General features: G+C 42.0%; 16 protein-coding genes. 11 read left to right on the top strand and 5 right to left on the bottom strand.

The features are described from left to right. Window positions 1–386 precede the first annotated feature (386 nt). Window positions 387–1,034 (top strand): DUF6266 family protein, encoded by a 648-nt coding sequence (locus tag M2419_RS17840; RefSeq protein WP_153844383.1) that lies wholly within the window; start codon window positions 387–389, stop codon window positions 1,032–1,034. A gap of 15 nt (window positions 1,035–1,049) precedes the next feature. Here the strand turns inward: M2419_RS17840 and M2419_RS17845 are convergent, their stop codons facing one another. From M2419_RS17845 to nagA, 3 genes are all read right to left on the bottom strand, one after another. Continuing rightward, the gene (locus tag M2419_RS17845) at window positions 1,050–1,604 is read right to left on the bottom strand and encodes an acyl-CoA thioesterase (RefSeq protein ID WP_153844384.1); all 555 of its coding nucleotides are present in this window, start codon (window positions 1,602–1,604) and stop codon (window positions 1,050–1,052) included. 99 nt (window positions 1,605–1,703) lie between these two features. Then, window positions 1,704–3,329 (bottom strand): glycoside hydrolase family 10 protein, encoded by a 1,626-nt coding sequence (locus M2419_RS17850; RefSeq protein WP_259255478.1) that lies wholly within the window; start codon window positions 3,327–3,329, stop codon window positions 1,704–1,706. 95 nt (window positions 3,330–3,424) lie between these two features. After that, complete coding sequence (gene nagA / locus M2419_RS17855; protein WP_259255479.1) at window positions 3,425–4,531, bottom strand: N-acetylglucosamine-6-phosphate deacetylase; 1,107 nt, start codon at window positions 4,529–4,531, stop codon at window positions 3,425–3,427. 147 nt (window positions 4,532–4,678) lie between these two features. Between nagA and M2419_RS27405 the strand changes: the two genes are divergently transcribed. The 10 genes from M2419_RS27405 (at window position 4,679) to lipB (ending at window position 17,374) form a co-directional block, all read left to right on the top strand. Beyond that, complete coding sequence (locus M2419_RS27405; protein WP_310442189.1) at window positions 4,679–4,810, top strand: DUF6728 family protein; 132 nt, start codon at window positions 4,679–4,681, stop codon at window positions 4,808–4,810. A gap of 12 nt (window positions 4,811–4,822) precedes the next feature. Beyond that, window positions 4,823–5,209 (top strand): RidA family protein, encoded by a 387-nt coding sequence (locus M2419_RS17860; protein WP_159727474.1) that lies wholly within the window; start codon window positions 4,823–4,825, stop codon window positions 5,207–5,209. Window positions 5,210–5,212: 3 nt separating this feature from the next. Next, complete coding sequence (locus tag M2419_RS17865; RefSeq protein WP_259255480.1) at window positions 5,213–6,145, top strand: EamA family transporter; 933 nt, start codon at window positions 5,213–5,215, stop codon at window positions 6,143–6,145. A 433-nt stretch (window positions 6,146–6,578) separates the two neighbouring features. Further along, entirely contained in the window at window positions 6,579–9,638 is a 3,060-nt protein-coding gene (locus M2419_RS17870; protein WP_259255481.1) for a SusC/RagA family TonB-linked outer membrane protein, read from the top strand. A gap of 10 nt (window positions 9,639–9,648) precedes the next feature. Continuing rightward, window positions 9,649–11,319 carry a RagB/SusD family nutrient uptake outer membrane protein gene (locus tag M2419_RS17875; protein ID WP_259255482.1) on the top strand — a complete coding sequence of 557 codons (1,671 nt, stop codon included), beginning with the start codon at window positions 9,649–9,651 and terminating at the stop codon, window positions 11,317–11,319. A 286-nt stretch (window positions 11,320–11,605) separates the two neighbouring features. Further along, complete coding sequence (locus tag M2419_RS17880) at window positions 11,606–12,016, top strand: hypothetical protein (RefSeq protein WP_259255483.1); 411 nt, start codon at window positions 11,606–11,608, stop codon at window positions 12,014–12,016. Between the two features lie 45 nt (window positions 12,017–12,061). Further along, window positions 12,062–12,775: a hypothetical protein gene (locus M2419_RS17885; RefSeq protein WP_153844391.1), complete on the top strand. Its 714-nt coding sequence runs from the start codon at window positions 12,062–12,064 to the stop codon at window positions 12,773–12,775. Window positions 12,776–12,811: 36 nt separating this feature from the next. Next, window positions 12,812–14,917 (top strand): ATP-dependent DNA helicase RecG, encoded by a 2,106-nt coding sequence (gene recG / locus M2419_RS17890; RefSeq protein ID WP_182982256.1) that lies wholly within the window; start codon window positions 12,812–12,814, stop codon window positions 14,915–14,917. Between the two features lie 510 nt (window positions 14,918–15,427). Then, a complete protein-coding gene (gene hflX / locus M2419_RS17895; protein WP_259255484.1) occupies window positions 15,428–16,618 on the top strand; it encodes a GTPase HflX in 1,191 nt (396 codons plus the stop codon). Window positions 16,619–16,678: 60 nt separating this feature from the next. Then, a complete protein-coding gene (gene lipB, locus M2419_RS17900; protein WP_153844393.1) occupies window positions 16,679–17,374 on the top strand; it encodes a lipoyl(octanoyl) transferase LipB in 696 nt (231 codons plus the stop codon). Window positions 17,375–17,556: 182 nt separating this feature from the next. On the opposite strand, the gene M2419_RS17905 is transcribed toward lipB, so the two are convergent. After that, window positions 17,557–18,777: a hypothetical protein gene (locus M2419_RS17905; protein ID WP_153844394.1), complete on the bottom strand. Its 1,221-nt coding sequence runs from the start codon at window positions 18,775–18,777 to the stop codon at window positions 17,557–17,559. A gap of 218 nt (window positions 18,778–18,995) precedes the next feature. Next, complete coding sequence (locus tag M2419_RS17910) at window positions 18,996–19,376, bottom strand: hypothetical protein (protein WP_153844395.1); 381 nt, start codon at window positions 19,374–19,376, stop codon at window positions 18,996–18,998. Between the last annotated feature and the right edge of the window lie 29 nt (window positions 19,377–19,405).

Below are 19,405 nucleotides of genomic sequence, written 5' to 3' on the forward strand. Positions count from 1 at the left end.
CGCAGCAAAATAAAAACAAAAGCATCTTATAAAAGCATTTAGCAAGGCCTTTTCACCGCATTTGATAGCAAAAAACAAACATTAGCACAACAAAATCACCAATAGCATGCATCATCCAACAGATAACAGCGTGCTTATGCAAGGAATTATTCGATTTACACCGCCATTTTAAACTAATTAATAGCTATTGTATTCGGAGATTGCTCGGTACTTCTTCGGTGCTTCTTCGGTACTCCTTCGGTGCTTCTTCGGTTGGAACCGAATAAAGTCCGACTAAATTCCGTTTAAGCTTCGTTATAATTTCGAAAAAAGGCCGAACTTAATATTGACCAATACCTATTTATTTTGTAACTTAAAGAAAAATCAATAGCAATCAACTTAATATTATGGCAGTCATTAAAAACGGTGCCAATGGCACGCTTTCGGGCAAAGCAGGATCAGTGGTGTTTGTTACCAATGGAAATACAACCTATGCAAGGGGGCTACCAAAGAAAACCAAAAAAAAACCTTCTGCAGATCAAATCCAATCAAGGTCGCGTTTTTCCCTTATCCAGAAATTTATCTCCCCAATGCTAAGTTTATTACGGGTAGGATTTAAAAATTATAACCCCGATAAAAAGGCCTATAGTAACGCCATGTCCTATAATCTCAATCATGCGACAGAAAAAACCGCAACTGGCTATGCCATCAATTATGAAAACTTTCGCGTGAGTAAAGGGGTTCCCAATCCCGTTTCCACCTATACATTTCAGGTAGATGAAGAGACAGGAACATTTACAATCACCTGGGAATATGACGCAAATACTGCATTGCAATACGACATTAGCTCAAGTAATTGCCGTTTGCTGCTATACAATCCCGATGAGTGCGCATTCACAAATGAAAGCATGAATCCCCTGACGCATAAAACACAGACAGCCACCCTAACCCGACAGCAAACCGTCGGCAACTATCACGTCTATGTATTTTTCTACAAAACAGACGGAAGCGATGAATGCACAGACAGCAAATATCTAGGGACATTTGAATGGTAAGAAAGGGAGGAAGATCTAGGAATTCAGACTGATCTTCACATCAAAATGCTGCTTAATATAAACCTGTTGTTCGGCAGAATCCGTTTCCAGATCGTGAATAGCACGATCTCTTTCTTTGTCGACCTCCATCTTCACCACACAGCGGTAGAAACGAAATACATCTTTTTCGCTCTCCAATATTAACCTTGGCACCCGGGCAGGCTTGCCTGTTTCATCTTTTGCCACCATCGTAAAATAAGAGGAATTACAATGCTTGGTTTCACCGGTCTGAATATTCATGGCTTCGACCCGAATACCGACTTCCATAGAAGAGTTACCTACATAATTCACAGAAGCGATCAATGTCACCAATTCCCCTACCTCAATAGGCTTCAAAAAATCAACTTTGCCAACTGACGCTGTCACACAATAATGTGCAGAAAATTTGGACGCCACAGCAAATGCGATCTGATCCATCAATGATAAAATATAACCGCCGTGTATTTTACCACCAAAATTAGCATTCGAGGGCAACATCAGCTGTGACATCCGGATCACAGAGTCGCTTACCGTTTTATAGATTTCTTCCATACCTATAAATTTACCTTGGATAGATTACAATTCAAAACAAAAAAGGGATATCTAAAATTCAGATATCCCTTTTTTACATGTTGACGATACAACAGCTCGTTATTTTATCTTCTCAGCAGCATAAGGCCCTTCGTTGCTCAGGCGGTCAACAGCTTTTACCGCAACATACTGCAGTTTTTTGTTGTTCAATGTCGTTGGAATGTCCTTACTTGTAACCCCCGGATCCAAAATCTCATATTGCCATACCCCACCGTAGTTGAGATATAGTACCCATTTTGAAACCTGATCAATTTGCTGGTGCTGCCATTTCGCAAAGATATTGCCACCTTGAGGAGTCAGTAGCAAAGTCGGTTTCAACAAAGGATTTGCATTCAACCAAGGACTTGTTGGCACCAATGCTTTCACCTGATAAGGGCCATTCACCAAAGCTTGTGTCATGGCCGGGTTTTTGGTCAGTCCCGCCAAACTCCAGTGGATTACACCTTCCCGGTTATCAGGCAATAGTGTCCGTGCTGCTTCCACTTGATTCACAATTTCCTGTACATATTCCGGACCACGTCTGCCAACCGTATTGATGCCCGGCCAAAGGTGGCGTCCCAATGTATTTTCACTTTCCCACCATTTTAACAAAGCCGTATAACTCTGTTTGGCTGGCTGTATAGGCCAATACAACTGCGGAGCAAAATAGTCTATCCAGCCTTTGTTCAACCATAATTTAGCATCTGCATAAAGCATATCATACTGGCTAGACCCCTGAATTCCTGACGGATAACCGGGTTTCCAGATACCAAAGGGACTGATACCGAATTTCACAAAATTCTTCTCTTTCTTAATATCCTTATAAATACGTTCGATAAAGGTATTTACACTATTTCTACGGAAGTCTCCGCGCGATAGATCCCCACCATTACGTTTGTATTCATTGTAATTATCCGAATCCGGAAAATCCTGACCACCATTATATTCCGCGTAAGGATAGAAATAATCGTCGAAATGCACACCATCGATATCATAACGCTTGACAATATCCATAACCACGCGCGCTGCGTGATCCTGTGTAGATTTTTTGGATGGATCAAACCAATAATAGCCCTGTTTCAATTTGACAACCGACTCGGGCATTTTGCGCGCCATGGAAGCTGAAGTAACGGCACCGCCAGCGGTATGGTGGGCACGATAGGGGTTCAACCAAACATGAAGTTCAATCCCTCTTTTATGCGCCTGCTCAACCCAAAAATCAAGCGGATCGTAATAAGGAGAAGGTGCTTGCCCCTCTGTACCGGTCAAAAAGTACGACCAAGGCTCAAGATCACTTTTATAAAATGCATCGGCTGATGGGCGTACTTGAAAAACAACAGCATTAAAATTATTATTTTTCAGAAAATCCAATATGCCGATCGCTTCCTGTTGCTGTTCAGCTGTACTCAGGTTATTTTTGCTCGGCCAATTGATATTTGCAACAGAGGCCACCCAAGCTGCGCGAAACTCGCGCGGTAACACAGGAAGATCGACAACGATTTCCTTCTTCTTTTCTGCAACTGGCTGTTCTTTTGTTTCAATTGTATTTTTTACCCGTTCGCGCTTGGGTACCAAAGGCGGGTCTTTTTTTACAATTTCGACATTTGTAGTTGTGGTATTGGCAGGCTCCTGTTTCTTATTTTTCTTGGATGAACAAGAAGATAAAACAAAAAGTGCTGCCGCTAAAAATAATAGGGAACGTTTCATCAATCTATAGAATAGTGTTTTTTCAAAAATAACTAACGAAGATACGTATAATATTAGTCAATCTCGGCCAGTCGGCCAATCTTCTCCGAAATGGATCAGCGCTTTAACTCTCCTTTGAAGATCACCTGCTCCAGCTTAAAGTCATCATTAAAGACAATAACATTCGCCATACTTCCATGATTGAGATTTCCGATATCTCCTCTATTTAAAAGATTTGCGGGATACAGCGTTGCCATTCGGATCGCTTCATCGCGTGGTATGCCCACCTTTTGCACGGCATTTTTCACCCCTTCGAGCAAGGAGATTGCAGCCCCTGAAATGGTACCATCAGGCAAAGCATAATATCCATCGTCCAACACATGCCGATAAATATCTTTATCGCAACTGGCTACAGCATCAGTAATCATAAACAGGCGGGCTCCCATCTGACGTTTCGCAATTTTTACCGCTTCAAAGCTTACATGATGTCCGTCGACAATAATACTTGCTTGTGCAGTCGGATGATTAAAAATTGCACCGACCAACCCAACTTCGCGATGATGTAAAGGCGACATTGCATTAAACAGGTGGGTGCTTGTTGGAATCCCCAGATCATAGCCATGCGTACCTTCCTCAAAAGTAGCATCACTATGTCCAGCACTGAGCAGCAAATTATAGCCCTGCAAATACTTTAAGACATCGTCCGTTATACATTCAGGCGCTATGGTCATCATCTTGACAACCTGATTTCCGACCAACAGATCGTCAATCTTTTCCTTCGTAGGCTCGATAATTAATTCCGCAGGATGAGCACCCCGTTTTTTAGGATTCAAGAAAGGACCTTCCAGATGTAGCCCTAAAAATGCATCATGCCGGAAGCCTTCTGCCACCCGAATGGCATCCTTAAATACAGGGATGGTATTGGTCGCCAGGGTCATCATAAAAGAAGTCGTGCCTTTACGGACCAAGCCCTCGGCGATACGTTCCAAAGAGGCTACACTACGCTCGGCGGAATACAAGTCCGATCCGTCACCATACAATTGAAGGTCAATCAGCCCAGCACAAACAGTAGACCCGTTGACTGGATAACTGGTATAATCTGCAGGCACCTCCTGATCATTGACAATCGCTACAATTTTACCTTCGCTGATCAGCAATGCTTTTTGTTCCAAAATCGACTCACCAGTGTATATTCTACCACCAATTAATGCTATCTTATTCATATAAATTCTATTTCATTACCAAGTTACCAAAATTCAAAAAAAACCTGTCACTTGTACAAGATTTTGTTTCATAGTCTACAAGAAATCCTTTCAAAGTTTTTGATCTTTTCATTTTCACTTTCTAATTTACTGTTGTAACTTAGTTCCATGTACTTTTTTAGAAAGCGTAACGCAGATCGCCCGACTAGTGGAAATATAAAAGCTATGCATATTATTAATGCAACGGCCATTATCATCTTTTTATTGGGCCTGATTTACAAAATATTTTTCACCTCCTAAACACTGTCATCCATGTCAAAAAAAGAAATCTTAAATACAGACAAAGCTCCTGCTGCAATAGGACCATATAACCAGGCAATTAAAGCCGGCAATACATTATATGTCTCTGGACAAATCCCACTGGTTCCCGAAACAATGGAGTTAATTTCATCGGGCGTGAAAGACGAAGCGCACCAGGTGTTGAAAAATGTAGAAGCTATCCTGACAAATGCCGGATATACTTTTGAAGATGTTGTCAAAGCTTCGATTTTCTTAAGTGATATGGGCAATTTTGCATTAGTCAATGAAGTATATGCGGAATATTTTAAAGACGCCCAACCTGCACGCGAGTGTGTTGCGGTCAAAACTCTTCCCAAGAACGTCAATGTCGAGATTTCAGTCATTGCCTGGAAAGATTAATCCGTGGAAAATAGCAACGAAACAGCAAGCCGCGGAAAATATCTTTTCGCGGCTTTTTTGGCCCCTTTTATCTGGGGATTTATGTCTATCCCTGTACGCTGGATACGCGGCTATCCGGCCGAGGATATTCTGTATTTTAGAATAATAACTGCGCTCTTGATCCTCTGGATATACCTGTTGCTGTTTCGAAGAAAAACCATGCAAGCTGATATTCGGAAGTTCCAACTTCTACCTCGTGTGGGCAAGCTCCGCCAGACCTGCCTTACCCTACTCGCGTCGGCGTTCATCTTTGGAAACTGGTTTACCTATATCTATGCGGTCAACCACATCAGCATTCAGTCTGCCGCATTGGCCTACCTGACCTGCCCCTTGATCACTGCAGCGGGAGCCTATCTCATACTCAAGGAGAAGCTAACGAGCTGGCAAAAAACAGCACTTTTTATTGCTTTTGGCAGCGTTTGTCTCCTTGTAAAAGGTTCGTTACATGATGTTCTCTGGGCTATTACTATTGCCACCTGCTACGCTTTTTATCTGATCGTACAACGGATATCCACGAGTTTCGATAAACTCAATCAATTGGTGATCCAGCTCAGTATATGTGCATTGTTTGTGATCCCCAAACTGATCTACAATCATCATGCAATTCCGGCAGAGCCCCTATTTTGGGGCACCATAGTTCTTATCGCATCGCTATTCACGATTATCCCCCTTTTCCTGAGCATGTATGCACTCATAGGCATTTCATCAACAACGACTGGCGTTCTGCTTTATATCAATCCGCTGATCGCATTTACTTTGGCTGCAACCTATTTCCGAGAACCCGTTTCTCCAATAAAATATATCGCTTACGGAATTATATTTGTTGCAATTATCCTTTTTAATATCAAAAACATCAAGGAGACTGTTTCCACATCGAAGACGCCTGCAAAACAATAGATCATTCGTTATTTTCAAATAGCCCTTAAATCAAGTACACTGTCTGAAATTAACCAGATTACATCTTTCTGATGATGAAAGACAGTACCACAATCTCGACTTAAAAAAATGACAAAACATATAACAAAATAATTATCAAGGCTTTAAAAGTAAAAAACACCTTATATGTATCATTTTTGTTTCATAAAATTTTTGATTTTTGCTCAACTATAGTAAATTAGATCTTTATTAAGGGAAATCACAGCGCTCTTTCTTCCTATAACTAGGTATTGAATAGCATACACACTATTACAAATAATCACTTATTTTGCCCCCCGATTATTCAATATCTTCTCTTCTAACCAAAATGCTAAATGGAATTAGCCCATTTCATTAAAAATTTCACCGTTATGAAAATATGTATATAAAAAACTGAATATAACACATATACTATATGAATAACAAATTATACTCTACATTAAGGGTGTTAGGTATTGTTCCAACAATGCTTTTTTCAGCATCTTTATTGCACGCGCAAACCAACCAGGTAAAGGGAACGGTTGTAGACGCTAAAACCAAAGCTCCTATTCCAGGTGCCACAATCAAAGTATTGGGCACTTCCAACGCAAGTTCTACGGATGTTAAAGGTGCATTTCAGATCAATGTCGACGATAAGAATCGCATACTGAACATCAGTACAGTCGGTTACGAAAATAAAACGGTTACATTGGGCCCTGGAGAAACGACAGTAACGGTGAGTTTGGAAGAACAAACCCAACAACTGGAAAGTGTAGTCGTTACTGCTTTGGGTATTAGCCGTGCACAAAAATCATTAACATACTCTACACAACAGGTCAGTGGTGACGAATTAAACAAAGTTAAAAGCACCAACTTGGCGAATAATTTAAACGGTAAAGTTGCCGGTGTTAACATTGCTTCCAGCTCTTCTGGACCAGGTGGTTCAGCAAAAGTTATTTTGCGTGGTAACAAATCGGCTTCCGGCAACAACCAGGTACTTTATGTTGTCGATGGGGTTCCAATCAATAACCAGACATTGGCAAGTCAGCCAGACAACGTTTTCGGTGGACAACGTGATGGTGGCGACCCTATTTCATTGATCAACCCAGAAGATATCGAAAACATTTCTGTATTAAAAGGAGCATCTGCGGCTGCATTATATGGTAGCCAAGCAGCCAACGGCGTTATCTTGGTAACAACAAAATCAGGTAAACAAGGTCGCACAACGATTAACTTCTCGTCAAGTGCACAGATCGAACAAGCTGTATCAACACCTAAATTCCAAAACCAATATGGTCAAGGTTCGGGTGGTAAAAACAGTAACACCAGTGTATTTAGCTGGGGCGACAAAACCAATGGAGCCAACTATGATAATGTAGGTGAATTTTTCCGCACAGGTAGCAACTTCACCAATTCATTGACATTGTCTGGAGGTAACGAAAAAAATCAAACGTACTTCTCTTATGCAAATACGCTTGCAAAAGGTATTCTTCCAGAAAATGACCTGATGCGTCACAATTTCAACCTTAAGGAGAGTGCTTCATTTTTTGATAATAAGTTGACTGTTGAAGGTAGTGCCAATTACATTACCCAAAAATTAGATAATGCACCTACTTCAGGGTTTTATTACAACCCATTGGTTGGAACCTACCTATTACCTCGAAGCTTAAATATCGCAGACTACAAAAATTTCGAAACCTTTAATACAAGTCGCAATCTGAATGAACAAAACTGGTTCAGCCTGAGCGATAGCCCTACAACACAACAAAATCCATGGTGGATCGTCAATAGAAACCCTACTCAATCAACCCGAAACCGTTTGCTTTTAAATGGTAGCGCAAAATATAAGGTTGCCCCATGGATCAGCATTCAAGCCAGAGGAAGTGTCGATCGTACTTCAGAGGTTTGGGACCGCAAAGTCTATGCGAGCACACCGAATCCTTTAGGAAAAACAAATGGTAACTATAATTACACAAATACGACCATTACACAACAATATGGTGATGTGGTTGCCAACATGAACTTTAATGTCAGTGATAAATTTCAGATTACTGGATTGGTCGGAACAAGTATCACAGACTGGAAAACCGAAGGTGTAGATTTTAACACAGGTATTGATGGATTAAAAATCCCCAATCAGTTCTTTATTCAGAACACAACAACTCCTGTGACTTCGACATTGTCGGCTAATCGGAGACAATTACAATCGGTATTTGCATCAGCAAACTTAGCTTATGACAACTGGATCTATTTAGATCTGACGGCGAGAAACGACTGGTCTAGTACCTTAGCTTTCACAGGAACAAAATCTTTCTTTTACCCTTCTGCGGGATTGGGCGTCGTATTGAACGACAAGTTAAACTTGCCTGAATTTGTCAATATGGCCAAAGTTCGTGGTTCATATGCGGTAGTGGGCAACGACTTGCCTCCATATACCAGTTTATTAACAAACACGGTGAATCCATATGCAGTATTGACAGTCAATGACATTGCTTTCTTAAAAACATTAAAGCCTGAAAAAACCAAATCTTTTGAGATCGGTACAGAATGGCGTATGTGGAACAACCGTTTGAATGTGGATGTTACGTACTACAAAACAAACACGACGAATCAGTTCTTCAAGGTCGCTGCTAGCCAAGCTTCATTAAACAAGCAATATGCGATTAATGCAGGCGATATCCAAAACCAAGGTGTTGAAGCATTGGTATCATTGGATGCTATTAGAAATGACAATTTCAAATGGACAACAAGCGTCAACTTCACCTACAATAAAAATAAAATAAAGAAACTAGCTGATGCTGTTCCTGAATTTAATCTAACTGGTGAAAATCAAAACAACTTTGCTTCCAAACTTGAAGTAGGCGGTTCTTTTGGTGATATTTACGGGCAGGATTTTGTTCGTGATGGTGAAGGAAGGATTATTATTTCTGAAGATGGTATTCCACAAAAAACCAACGCCTATACCAAATTAGGAAATTCGAACCCAATTTGGCAAATGGGCTGGAACAATAGTTTCAATTATAAAAATTTCAACTTAAGTTTCTTGATTGACGGCAAGTTTAATTATGATGTCATGTCAATTACACAGTCGGTAATGGATGGTTATGGCGTATCTGAGGCAACTGGAGCAGCCCGAGCAAATGGTGGTGTTGCTGTAAACGGCGTTACACCAAATGGAACTCCTGTTTCTGTCGTCGATGCTGAGAAATGGTATACATCAACTGGAGGTATAGGTCCTGTCAGCAGCCAATATATCTATGACGGAACAGTCGTGAGACTTCGTGAGTTGACCTTTGGCTATGACTTCAATATCAAAGATAGCTTTTTCAAAAAACTGCGTGTAAATGCTGTAGGAAGAAACCTATTCTACATTTCGAAAAAAGCGCCTTTTGACCCGGAAGTAACGATGTCAACAGGCAATTCGTTGAGCGGTGTGGATATCTTTATGATGCCTGCTACGCGTAATTACGGTCTTACATTAAATGCAACTTTCTAAACGATCAACAATGAAATTTAATATCAAACATATATCTAAATTCTCGCTTGCCCTGTTACTTCTCGGAGGAACATTGACCAGCTGTACAAAGAATTTCGAAGAATACAATAAAAACAATATTGGGCTTACCGACGAAGATTTAAAAGGTGATGGACAGGATCTTGTGCTTTTTCTCAGAAATGCACAAATGTCTATCTATAACTTTTCCGGTGCTGGAGACCCTAACTCCTATCAGGTACAACAAAACTTGAATGCAGACGTTTTTTCAGGCTTTTTCATGTCACCTACGCCTTTCAATAGCGGACAAAACAACCTGAATTATGCGATGGTTAATGGATGGAATGGCGAACCGTTCCAGGTCTTATATCTCAACGTTATCAAATCCATTGAGAAGCTAAAAAGCAATGGACTTGCAGAAACATATCCAGCACTATGGGGCTCCGCATTAGTGATAAAAGTAGAAGCGGCCAGTCGGGTGACAGATATCTATGGTCCTATTCCATATAGTAAAGTAGGTACTTCGAATACCGTTCCATACGACAAACAATCGGATGTATATGCTGCTTTCTTCAAAGAGCTTGATGAGGCTGTAACAGCATTGAAATCATACAAAGCAGATAGTCCAATGGCTGCTAAAATTGACCAGATCGACCTTGTATTTCCGAATACAGATAATCAGGTCAGATTTAAAAATTGGTTGAAAATTGCCAATTCATTGCGCCTTCGTTTAGCGATGCGTTTGGTTAAAATCGATGCGACATTAGCGAAAACACAAGCTGAAAAAGCATTGGATCCAGCAAATGGTGGTGTCTTGGAAAGCAATAGCGAAAACTTCAAGATCACTGTACCGGCAGATGGAACCTACAGCAACCCGCTTTGGTTTATTTCCAAAAACTGGGCTGACACACGTATCAATGCGACGCTTTCGTCTTATATGACAGGATTGAACGACCCTCGTATCTCTAAGTACATGGCGCCCGTCATTAAAGATGCAACCACAACGGCTTTCGCTGGTAAATACATTGGAATCCGCGCAGGAGCAGAGGGTATCGAAAAGGATAAATACCAAAAGCTATCGGCTTTGAATACCGAAGGTACAACGCCTACTTTCGTAGCGACAACAGCACCATTATTAATGACTGCTGCTGAGGTTTACTTCCTACGTGCCGAAGCAGCATTGAGAGGTTGGAACAATGCTGGCGGAACAGCACAATCACTTTATGAAAAAGGAGTGGAAACTTCCTTTACGCAATGGGGTGTAACATCAGGTTTAAGCACTTACCTAAATGATAATACAAGTAAGGCAGCAGCTTACGAGGATCCTTTCAATGCGAAGAATAATGCAGCTTCACCAAGCACACTGACCATCAAATGGAATGAGGGTGCTACCAACGAAGAAAAATTGGAACGTATTATCACACAGAAATGGTTGGCGATCTTCCCTGAAGGACAAGAGGCTTGGAGTGAATTCCGTCGTACAGGATATCCACGTCTATTCCCAGTTGTTGTCAATAATAGTGGTGGACTGATCGATACTAAAATACAGATCCGTCGTTTACCGTTCCCACAAAATGAATACAATACAAATGCAGCCGAAGTACAATCTGCAATCTCCTTGTTGGGCGGACCTGACAACGGCGGTACCAGACTTTGGTGGGATGTAAATAAGGGTAATTTCTAATCGAGAAATCATCCGAAATAAATCTTAAACAGGGCTGTCCAAAACAATTGGACAGCCCTGTTTTTATACAATTAATACCTATCCTCCAACTTTAACCAAGTCTCTTCTCTTCTCTTCTCTTCTCTTCTCTTCTCTTCTCTTCTCTTCTCTTCTCTTCTCTTCTCTTCTCTTCTCTTCTCACGGCTACTGCGACATACTCCAAGTTCCCTTAACAAAAACTTAATAGAGACCTCCTGTAGCAGAGATCAAAAATTACCCGTTTAGTTAAAAAACCAAGAAGAATATTATGAAAAATCTTTCCATTTTGGGTATAACCACCCTCTTAGCATGCAGCCTGCTATTTGTTGTCTGTAAATCAGAATCACATTTAGAAAATCCCTACAAAGACAAAACAGAAAAGGAACTTGAGTCGCTTTCCAATGAGAAGTACCGCAAAATCGTTGCTTTTGCTAGCCCAAAATCATGTACTGACGCTACGGAATGGGAAATGATGGAAATACGGACAGTGTGCGGAATAAGTTACCTCCCCTACCACAAATCTGTAGACAAAACAAAATTGCAGAATATGATCAATGACAACAACAAACTGATGGAAATATACCAGCCGATGATGGCGCCCAGAATAAATTGCACACCTTATCAAAAACCAACAGGTATTATCTGCAAAGAAGGGCAGGCAACAATTAAATACGAATAGACAGATTCTACACATAAAAATAGCAAAAACCCTAATTAACCAAACATGAAAAAAATAATCTTTATAGTCCCGATTATTGGACTTATACTCTTCTTTGCCTGTTCGAAAGATAGTTCTAAATCGTACGAATATTGGAATGAGCAAGTCAATGCAAAGGCGCAGGAACTCAACAAGCTGCTTGAATCTGTTCCCTGCACAAATATTGAAGAGTTTGAAATTGTACAGCGTCCATATTATACATATTACCTAGTGCATTCTTCACTGAAAACCCAATTCGAAAAATTGAATCTCGAATTAGATCATCTCCAAGATGAGCTAAATAAAGCAGCCGAACGTGAAGGAAAAACGTACTATGATGCACAACGCCTATCAATGCCAGCGCCCAATCCACCTGTGGGGAAAGTCTGTTATAACGGTAAAGCCGCACTGCGTTTTGCCTACGATCTATCGCTTGAAGAAATCAACGCAGAACTACCCAAAAGACTCAAGGAGCTAAAAGAGTTCTATAAAGACGTGACCTGCTCGAATCCAAACGATTGGACCAGCCATTTTTTACGCACAGGCTGTTGTATGGAAGGAATTGCCGTACACAAAACCATCCGATCAAACGAGATGATAGAAAAAATAGCGCTCTATAACCGCCTCATGGAAAACAAGCTGCGTTTGGAGAAAACAACCTGTCAAGGCGACTGTCCAAATATGGCTAGACCAGTTCAATGCAGGGATGGAAAACCATTTGTAGAAGTATATAAATCGTAAAAATTAAATTTTTCGTAATTTAGCCATTCTAGAAGAATGGCTGAATTAAGTTTAATTACCCCCATAGAATACCTCAAAGGTGTAGGTCCACAAAAGGCAGATGTGCTCAAGAAAGAGTTGCAGGTATTTACCATTGGTGATCTACTGACGCAATATCCTTTCCGTTATATCGATCGTACGGAATTCCATAAAATTAGGAAACTCCACCCAGACATGATGGCAGCACAGGTCCTGGGCCGTCTGGTTTCTTTACAGCTCGTGGGTGAGAAAAAGACAAAACGCCTTGTCGGTTCATTCAAGGACGAAACCGGCTCCATGGAACTTGTCTGGTTTCAGTCTATCCCATGGCTCCAAAAATCACTGAAAGTAGGTTCGGCCTATATTATTTATGGCAAGCCGAGTGAATTCAATGGACAACTATCCATTACTCATCCCGAAATGGACCTGTACAACCCGCAGGTAAAACAGGTAGGCAATATGAGCTTACAGCCTGTATACTCTTCAACGGAGAAACTCAAAAAATTCAACCTTGATGCCAAAGGCATACAGCGGCTACAGCAGACTGCACTGGAAACCGTATTTCGCACTATAGGCGAATCGCTTCCCCAGGAAGTTCTCACTAAACATCGCCTCATATCGCGGCAGCAGGCTTTCGCATCCATACACTTTCCAAGCGATCAAAAGGAGCTGAACCAAGCGATCAAACGCATCAAGTTTGAAGAACTATTCTTTATTCAGCTCAAGTTGCTCAACAACAAACAGCTCAATACCCAGAAGTTTAGAGGCCAGCGGTTCAATAAAGTCGGTGAAAAATTCAACACATTTTTTAATGAGCGCCTTCCGTTCCCGTTGACAGGCGCACAGAAGCGCGTTGTGAAGGAAATCCGTATCGATACCAATACAGGCGCGCAGATGAACCGTCTGGTGCAGGGTGATGTTGGCTCCGGGAAAACAGTTGTTGCCCTGATGAGCATGCTACTCGCTGTCGACAATGGATTTCAGGCCTGTATGATGGCCCCCACAGAAATCCTGGCGACACAGCATTATCATGGACTCAAGCAGCTCGTAGGCGATGACATCGTCAATATTAAACTACTTACAGGCTCCACAAGCACGAAGGAACGCCGTCTGATCCACCAGGCACTGGAAGATGGCAGCCTGGATATTTTAATTGGTACCCATGCCCTGATCGAGGATAAGGTGCAGTTCAAAAACCTGGGCTTCGTTGTTATTGACGAACAGCATCGCTTTGGCGTAGAACAACGGGCCAAACTCTGGCGGAAGAATGTCATTCCACCGCATATGTTGGTCATGACAGCCACACCTATTCCACGCACACTAGCGATGACTATGTACGGCGACTTGGACATCTCTGTAATTGACGAATTACCTGCTGGACGTAAACCGATTAAGACTGTTCACTTTTTTGAAAGCTCTCGTTTAAGGATGTTCGGCTTCATGCGCGAGGAGATCGCCAAAGGCAGGCAGGTCTACCTGGTATATCCCCTCATCAAGGAAAGCGAAAAACTGGATCTGATTTACCTGGAAGCAGGCCTTGAGAATTTGCAACGCGAATTTCCGCTACCACAATACAAGATCAGTATTGTTCACGGCAAGATGCCCGTAAAAGATAAAGACTTTGAGATGCAACGATTTGTCAAACATGAAACGCAGATCATGGTTGCCACCACCGTTATAGAGGTCGGAGTTAATGTTCCTAATGCATCGGTCATGGTCATTGAAAATTCCGAACGTTTTGGATTATCCCAGCTGCACCAATTGCGTGGCCGCGTAGGCCGCGGTGCCGAACAGTCTTTCTGTATCCTGATGTCGGGCAATAAGCTGAGCAAAGAAGGACGATTAAGGCTGGATACAATGGTGCGTACCAATGACGGGTTTGAGATTGCAGAAGTCGACCTACAGCTACGTGGTCCAGGCGATATATCGGGCACCCAACAGTCGGGTGTACTTGACCTCAAGATGGCGAACCTAGCGACAGATCAGGCATTGCTTACCGAATGCCGTAACACCGTCATTGCTATTTTCAAAGAAGACCCAACACTACAAAGCGAAAAGAATCATTTACTGCGAAGCTTCCTCGCCAGAAAATCCGATGGCATTGCTTGGGACAAGATTTCTTAACCGCATGTCATTTTCGCGACAAAAAACGGGGCCAGCAAATAAATCGATAACGTGTTTAAGTGAATAAACAGAGCGCATTGGAATCTAAAGGCGGCTCTTCAACATAAATAGGATACGAATTGTTGTTAATTAGCTTTTGAAGACAATTTATCTTTTTTGTATATAAAACCAAATTTATTTACTTTTGCATCATTATGAACATGATATAGAAAAATATCCCTTCTTTTACTAGGCAAAAGATGGCGACCGAACGCTTACATATTTTGAGTTGCCCTGGTAAGCAAATCACAGGAAATTTATTGGTTAATGGAGAATTATGTCATAATCGGCATCAGTCTTGTGTGGTGTACAAACGCATAAATTCTTAAATTTACCTTTTCAAACAAAAACCGGGCTTGCGAGCTCATTGAAAATAATTAAAAAGTGAACGTATAACAAGAGGTAGGCACTAGCGCACATTGCAAAGCTTAATGACCTGCCGACTTCACTTGAAAGACTTAATAGTACAAAATGGCCAGATTTAAAATACACGATACAGCTATAAAACCCGAAACAGCCGTCTTGGTGAGTGTCATCACTCCAAGTGTGACGGAGACAAAAGCAAAAGAATACTTGGAGGAACTTGAATTTCTTGTACAGACTGCCGGTGGCGAGACCAAAGGCATGTTTACACAGAAACTGGGCTTCCCGGATCGCGCTACATTTGTCGGTAGTGGAAAGCTGGAAGAAATAAAAGCATACGTCGAAGCCGAGGAAGTCGACATCGTTGTTTTCGACGATGAGCTTTCACCTTCGCAGTTGCGTAATATTGAAAAAGAACTGAAACGCAAGATATTGGACCGCTCCAATCTCATCCTGGACATCTTTGCCCGTCATGCCAAAACTGCACAGGCGAAGACACAGGTGGAATTGGCACAGCTGCAATACCTTTTACCTCGTTTGACCCGTATGTGGACCCACTTGGAACGTCAGCGCGGGGGTATTGGTATGCGCGGTCCGGGGGAGTCACAGATCGAGACCGATAGACGGATCATTCTGGACAAAATTTCCTTGTTCAAAGAACGCCTAAAAGCAATCGACAAGCAAAACGAGACACAACGAAAAAACCGTGGTGAGATGATCCGTGTAGCTTTGGTAGGTTATACCAATGTCGGAAAGTCGACGATCATGAATATGATCTCCAAGTCTGATGTATTGATCGAGAATAAACTTTTCGCAACATTAGATACGACAGTACGTAAAGTTGTTATCGACAACCTTCCTTTTTTGCTTTCAGATACCGTTGGTTTTATCCGCAAACTACCGCATCACTTGGTGGAATGTTTCAAATCCACATTGGATGAAGTTCGGGAAGCCGATGTCCTGATCCACGTAGTCGACATCTCGCATCCGAATTTTGAAGATCATATCCAGGCGGTAAACGAAACATTGAAGGACCTTAAAGCGCTGGACAAACCGGTGATTACGGTGTTCAACAAAATTGACCTTTATAAACCGGCGGTCGAAGAAGGACACGATGGCGAGGAGATCGAGGTAACGTTGGATGATTTCCGTAATTCCTGGATGGCAAAAAATTCAGATCCCGCAATCTTTCTGTCAGCAACAAATAAAACGAATATCGAAGAGTTCAAACAAAAACTTTACGATATCATTGTGAAGATGCACAATGAGCGTTACCCATACAATAATTTATTGTATTAATTTTGACAAACAATGCTGTGAATGGGCCTTATGTCCATTCACAGCTTAAAAAAATACAAAATGAACAAAGAGGTGCAGTTTCAAGATTGGGGTCTTGTCGATTATCAGGAAGCCTGGGACAGACAAGAATCCATCTTTAAGGGCGTATTGGACATTAAGCACGACAATAGGGTCAACGCGACAGCAACCAGTACCCCGAATTACTTGATCTTTACAGCACATCCCCATGTTTACACCTTAGGGAAAAGCGGGCACGAGGAATACTTGCTGTTAGATGAAAAAGGACTCGAAGAGAAAGAAGCCAAATTCTATAAGATCAACCGGGGTGGCGACATTACCTATCACGGTCCGGGACAGATTGTCGGTTACCCGATCCTGGATCTCGACAACTTCTTTACCGATATACATCTTTATCTGCGTACACTCGAAGAAGCGATCATACTGACCTGTGCTGATTTCGGTATCGAAGCCGGGAGATATACTGGATTTACCGGTGTATGGATAGAGCCCGATAAACCGACGGCACGCAAAATCTGTGCGATGGGGGTTCGCGCTTCACGCTGGGTGACCATGCATGGTTTTGCATTCAATGTCAACACAGACCTCGACTATTTTGGCAACATCATTCCTTGCGGTATCGACGATAAGGATGTAACGTCTTTAAAGCGGGAACTTGGCAAAGAAGTCGATATGGAAGACGTGAAAGAAAAATTGAAAGGCCATATTGCACAACTCTTTGAAATGCAAGTAGTCTAATTTAAGATTTCAATAACATCCAAAGGCCCTTTGAAAGCGGAGTTTTAATTCCCCTTCAAAGGGCCTTATTTTTTGAGCATCCCTGTTCCTGCTCGTTAATAAAATCCTTGCTAACATCACAAAGGAAGGACATTTTCAAACGCTTGGAAGTCTATACTTGACCCCTACACAATTTCGGAGTATTAACAATAATACATGCACTCATAGCTGGCCAGTTTCCCATCAACAAATCTGAATATAAATAATCCTGCATCGCTATTTTGAATATAGTACGTATGTGGTGTTGAAATCCAATCTGCCGAAAGCAATTCACCAAAGTGGTTTACAAAGTCTTTTTCTGCGTAATTGGCATCCATCCGCTCGTTGCCCATGACAATGGTTTCGCCATCACTAAAAAACAGCTTATACATCGTACCGACCACTTTCCCCTTATAGTTTTCTTCGAAGGCAACGATCATATTCGGTGTTTTATAGTAATACCGCGGCTCCCAGCCACATTCGGGCATATCGGGAATTTCGGAAACCCGTTGTAAAGCCAGTTGCTTCATCTGTGCATCCGTAATCTTGCCGTCAGCTAACGACACTCCTTTCCATTCGAAATGGAAATTCAGCGCTTTCAGTTTCTTGGCATAAACTTCGGACTGGAGCTCATTTTGGAATTTATTGGCCAAGAGTAATTCAAAGTCTATATCAACTTTGGGATCTACTATTCCCGCTTGAGCATAGGATTCCTTCCAATAGGTAAGGGCCTGTTTTAATTTGGGATACTTGGTCCACCCGATCTCACGCAGGCGTCCAACTGCTGCCAGCTCTTTCTCCTGGTCCTTTCCTTTTACGGCCAGATATTCTCTTAGCACCTTGTCATACGTTAGTTCAGACCCCAAAAATTTCATCTGAATATACTCCGGACTTTCATGAAAGTGGTCTCCAATGTAGACCCATCCATCTGTGTAGAGCGGCACATAATCGATACATACCATTTCATTGAGCCCGGCCCTACGCACAGCGGTACTTGTTGTATTAGGAGCCTTACGCACGCGCAATTGCGACACCTGCACATAGAAATGTGGGCATTGGGCATCTGTTGTTCCACGATAGAAATATTGCTTTGGCTCGCCGGCAGATCTTTTTCCGAACATTGCACTTTTCAAAGGCTGACGGTCAATATAGCCGATATCCCCATTACTCACCTGCACCTTATACTGTGTATTGGTGGAATCTAGCAGGTAGACAGGTGCCTCCGTTGGGAAAACCCCCAAGAGGTCTTTACTGTTTCCTGCTTCACGGTAAAGGTGTCCCCATGTTGAGGTATACATTGGGCGCTGACCCGCAGGCTGTGCTAGTGCCTGATGCACAAAACAAGCTAAAAGCAGACAGCATATAACAAATACTTTTTTCGACATAAAATTAATTCTTTGAATACATGACTAGTGGTCGTTCCATTGCGATCAACCGCAGGGAACGAGACATCTATAAATGCAACAGAAACTTTTTCTGGCTGCCGGTCAAACACGCACCGTTGCAATAACGAAATTAAAACAAAAAGGAGGCCAATGAAATCACCGGAATCAGGTATTTTTTTGGGGAGGAAATTATTTGGTTTCTAAACTACACGATGTGGCTATTTGCGCTGCAATAAACTCACCTGTCCTTCCAATGACTGGATTGTTTTTTCCTGTGCCTTGACGGTTTGCTCTAAGGCATTGACCAGCTGCCTATAAATTCCGAGGCCTTCGGCAGTGGCAGGAGCTGTTTCGGCAGGTGGAGCACTTACCACATTCCTCTCATCCTTCCGCATCATAGTTCCTTCGCCCATCAATAACCAGGCTGGACTAATATCGGGATGCCTGGACAGTATAGCAACCATGGCATCCGAACTGAGTGCAGTATTTTTCTGCCCTCCCTTAAAGTTTGCATAGGAAAGTTGCACATCTTTGAAAAACTCAGTTTTGCTGATTCCTTTGGTTTCAGCAATAAGCAGCACACGTTCCTTTACATTCACCTATAGGTCCCTTTTAAAAATCGTCGATT

This window comes from Sphingobacterium sp. BIGb0116, assembly GCF_024808035.1.
GTDB lineage: Bacteria > Bacteroidota > Bacteroidia > Sphingobacteriales > Sphingobacteriaceae > Sphingobacterium > Sphingobacterium paramultivorum.